The sequence below is a fragment of the Streptomyces sp. URMC 127 genome (assembly GCF_051386535.1).
Lineage (GTDB): Bacteria > Actinomycetota > Actinomycetes > Streptomycetales > Streptomycetaceae > Streptomyces.
Window position 1 is genome coordinate 1 of the sequence record NZ_JBPQTW010000352.1, and the last position, 4,011, is coordinate 4,011.

Sequence of the window (4,011 nt, forward strand, 5' to 3'; positions counted from 1 at the left end):
GGCCGGCGGGTGGGGCGGCGGGGGCCTCGTGCGGCCGGCCTGGGGGGCCTCATGCGGGGCCGCATGAGGCGCGCCGCGCCCCGTACGGCGCCCCACGCCGCGCGTCAGCCGGCTGACAGGCTGCGGGCCGCCGCGTACAGGTCCAGGACCGCCAGGCACAAGGGTACGAGCGCCAGGAGCAGGGCGCCCTCGGCCAGGTCGGAGACACGCCCCCAAAAGGGGGACAGTCCCTTGGCCGGGACGATCAGCGCCACGGCGGTGAGCAGCCCGCCACCGAGGGTGATGGCGGCGGCCAGCCAGAGCGTACGGACGTCGAGGGAGCCGCCGGCCGCGCCCGCAGGGGGCGTGAGGGAGAGGCCGAGGACGAGCAGGACGAGCACGGCGAGGCCCGCGCCGAGGACGGCGGCCACCTGGGCGGTGTAGCGGAAGAGGCGGGCGCGCAGCAGCATCGCCAGGCCGGCGGTCAGGGCGAGGAGCCGCGGCCAGGGGCCGCTGCCCGGGGCGAGGGCCAGGACGGCCGCGGAGCCGGTCACGACGGCCGCACAGCCGCCGACGAGGCCGAGCAGCAGCTCGTGGCCGCGGCGGACCTGGGCGGCGATGCGCCGGGCGTCCACGGGGTCGGCGTGGAGGCCGCCGCGGGAGCCCGTCCGGTCCGCGGTGGCCGCGGACCGGGGCGCGGCGTAGCCGACGGGGAGGCGCGCGACGCGGGCGGAGAGGCCGGGCAGGAAGGCGATGGCCCCTATGGCAACGACGGCGCAGACGGCGGCGGCGTCCGCCGGGCGGGCCCCGGTGAGGATGGCGCAGAAGGCGGCCACGGTGCCGGTCGCCGCGGTGGCCAGGGCGGCGACGAAGGGGGCGTCGCCGGCGGGCATGACGGCGACGAGCACGGCGGCCGCGACGAGCACGGTCGCGCAGCCCAGCAGGAACTGCAGCCGGCCCGCCCCCTCCCCCTGGGCGGGGGCGAGGATCCCCGCCCCGGCGATCATCATGTGCGGGAGGGCCGCGAGGCCCAGGGCGACGGCGGACCCGCGGTCGGCGTACACCCTGGCCCGTACGCCCGCGAGGGCCGTCAGCAGCACGCCGGCGGCGGCCGCGACCGCACCCGGCAGCCCGTGCATGTCGTGCCGGGCGGGGTCGGCGAACCACAGGGCGAGCCCCATGAGGCCGAGCAGCAGCGCTCCGCCGGCCAGGCCGCAGGCACGCAGGAGGCCGTCGTTCCAGAGGGTGTGGTCGCGGGTGACGGCGGAGGCGACGGCGTCGCTGACGTCGTCGTGCACGGCGGGCGGCAGGGACTCCGCGAAGGGGCGCAGGGCGAGCAGGTCACCGTCCAGGACGCGCTGGGCGGCGAGCGAGCGGGCGCTGTCGAGGACGGTGCCGTCGCGGCGTACGAGGTGGTAGCCGGTGGGCGTGCCGGCCGGCTGTGTCTGCCCGGTCAGGCGCAAAATCTCCGGGTACACGTCGGCGACGGCGATGTCGTCCGGCAGGGCGACGTCGATCCGGCTGTCGGGCGCGACGACGGTCACTCGGCAGAAGCCGGTCGCAGCGGACGTACTCACCTATCAGGCCCCTTGATTGACTTGGTTCACGGTGCGCGGGCGGGCTCCGCGGGTTGCCGTCCGGCGCCCCGTGCGGGCCGGTCCGCGCGCGTCGGTGTGCGACAGTGCGCGACGGTGCGGCCACCCTATCGGGGGCGTGTGCACGTACGCCGATAGGATCACCGTTCCGCGCAGGGGGGCCGTCGCCGGCCGGGCGACAGGCGGTACCACGCGGAACTGTTCTTGCCGTGCGGAGGGGTTGAGGCATCCGGTGAGCCAGATCGTGGTCAGTCGTCCCCCGCGGGCCCTGCCGCCGGAGGTGCCCGGCGAGGAGGTGCTCCTGGAGGCGCCCCCCGAGCTGCCGAGGGACCGTCAGGAGGGGCTGCTGATGCAGCTCCTGCCGACGCTCGGCATGGCCTCGTCGATGGTGTACTTCTTCATGCCGGGCGCCGCCCCGATGATGAAGATCATGGGCGTGCTGATGATGTGCTCGACGCTCGGCATGACCGTCGCAATGATCGTCCGGCACCGGCAGGGCACCCAGGGGCGGACCGCGGACATGCGCCGCGACTACCTCAAGTACTTGGCGCAGACCCGGCGCACCGTGCAGCGCACCGCCAAGGCGCAGCGGGACGCCCAGTTCTACCTGCACCCCTCTCCCGACCAGTTGTGGTCGGTGGTGGCCGAGGGCACGCGGCTGTGGGAGCGGCGCGCGAGCGACGAGGACTTCGCGCAGGTCCGCGTCGGGCTGGGCACGCAGCAGCTCGCCACTCCGCTGGTGGCGCCCGAGACGGCGCCCATAGACGAGCTGGAGCCGCTGACGACGGGGGCGATGCAGCAGTTCCTGGCGACGCACGGTTCGCTGGAGGGCATGCCGGTGGCGCTGTCGCTGCGCGCCTTCTACCACGTGACGCTCTCGGGTGACCCGGAGACGGTGCACGGGGCGGCGCGGGCGCTGCTGGCGCAGCTGGTGACGCTGCATTCGCCGGAGGACCTCGTGGTGGCCGTCGTCTCCGCACGGGGCGCCGCGTCGTACTGGGAGTGGACGAAGTGGCTGCCCCACGTGCAGGTGCCCGGGGCGGTGGACGGGGCCGGCGCGAGGCGGCTGATCGGTGACGACCTGACCGAGCTTGAGGACCTGCTGCGGCCGCGCCTGGAGGGCCGTACGCGGTTCAGCCGGGACGGCCAGCCGCTGCTGGACCAGCCGCACGTGGTGGTCGTGCTGGACGGTGCCGCGGTGCCGGCGGAGTCGGTGTTCGCGGCGCCCGAGGGCCTGCAGGGCGTGACCGTCGTCGAGGTGGTGACGGGCGAGCTGGGCGAGCCGCGCGGTGGGCTGTCGGTGGTCGTGCAGCCGGGCTCGCTGCGGCTGATGTCGCAGGTCGCGGTCTACGAGGGGGTTCCGGACACGCTCGCCGCGGAGGCCGCTGAGGCGCTCGCCCGGCAGCTGGCGCCGATGCGTATGGGCGGGGGCGGCGACGGCGACGAGCCGCTGCTGGCGAACCTGGACTTCACCGATCTGCTGGGGCTGGGCGACGCGGGCTCGGTGGACGTGGCGCGCACGTGGCGGCCCCGGTCGGCGGCGGAGCGGCTGCGGGTGCCGATCGGTGTCAGCGAGGACGGCGCCCCTGTGATGCTGGACCTGAAGGAGGCCGCGCAGGACGGCATGGGGCCGCACGGGCTGTGCGTCGGCGCGACCGGCTCCGGCAAGTCCGAGCTGCTGCGCACCCTGGTCCTGGGGCTCGCGGTCACGCACAGCTCCGAGACGCTGAACTTCGTCCTCGCCGACTTCAAGGGCGGTGCGACGTTCGCGGGCATGTCGGAGATGCCGCACGTGGCCGCCGTGATCACCAACCTCGCCGACGACCTGACGCTGGTCGACCGCATGCGCGACTCGATCACCGGTGAGCTGCAGCGCCGGCAGGAGCTGCTGCGGTCGGCGGGCAACTACGCCAACATCCACGACTACGAGAAGGCGCGGGCGGCCGGTGCCGCGCTGGAGCCGCTGGCCTCACTCGTTCTGGTGATCGACGAGTTCAGCGAGCTGTTGACGGCCAAGCCCGACTTCATCGACATGTTCATCCAGATCGGCCGCATCGGCCGGTCCCTGGGCGTGCACCTGCTGCTGGCCTCGCAGCGGCTGGAGGAGGGCCGGCTGCGCGGCCTGGAGACGTACCTGTCGTACCGGATCGGCCTGCGGACGTTCTCGGCCGCGGAGTCGCGCACGGCGCTCGGCGTGCCGGACGCGTACCACCTGCCGTCGGTGCCGGGCTCCGGCTACCTGAAGTTCGGCACGGACGAGATGACGCGCTTCAAGGCCGCGTACGTCTCGGGCACGTACCGCTCGAACGCTGGCACGGGGCCCGGCACGGGGCCCCTGCCGATCGAGCGCCGCCCCGTGCTGTTCACCGCCGGACCGGTCCCCGTCACCTACACCGCCCCGGCGCCCGTGACGCCGTCGTCGCCTGCCCCCGGCGCC

General features: G+C 75.0%; 2 protein-coding genes. One reads left to right on the forward strand and one right to left on the reverse strand.

Annotated elements, in window-relative coordinates; genetic code table 11:
• Positions 1–104 precede the first annotated feature (104 nt).
• Positions 105–1,556 (reverse strand): type VII secretion integral membrane protein EccD, encoded by a 1,452-nt coding sequence (eccD, locus tag ACSNOH_RS33735; RefSeq protein ID WP_436725260.1) that lies wholly within the window; start codon positions 1,554–1,556, stop codon positions 105–107.
• A 250-nt stretch (positions 1,557–1,806) separates the two neighbouring features.
• Between eccD and eccCa the strand changes: the two genes are divergently transcribed.
• On the forward strand, positions 1,807–4,011 hold a 2,205-nt coding region (gene eccCa, locus ACSNOH_RS33740; RefSeq protein WP_436725261.1), incomplete at its 3' end, for a type VII secretion protein EccCa.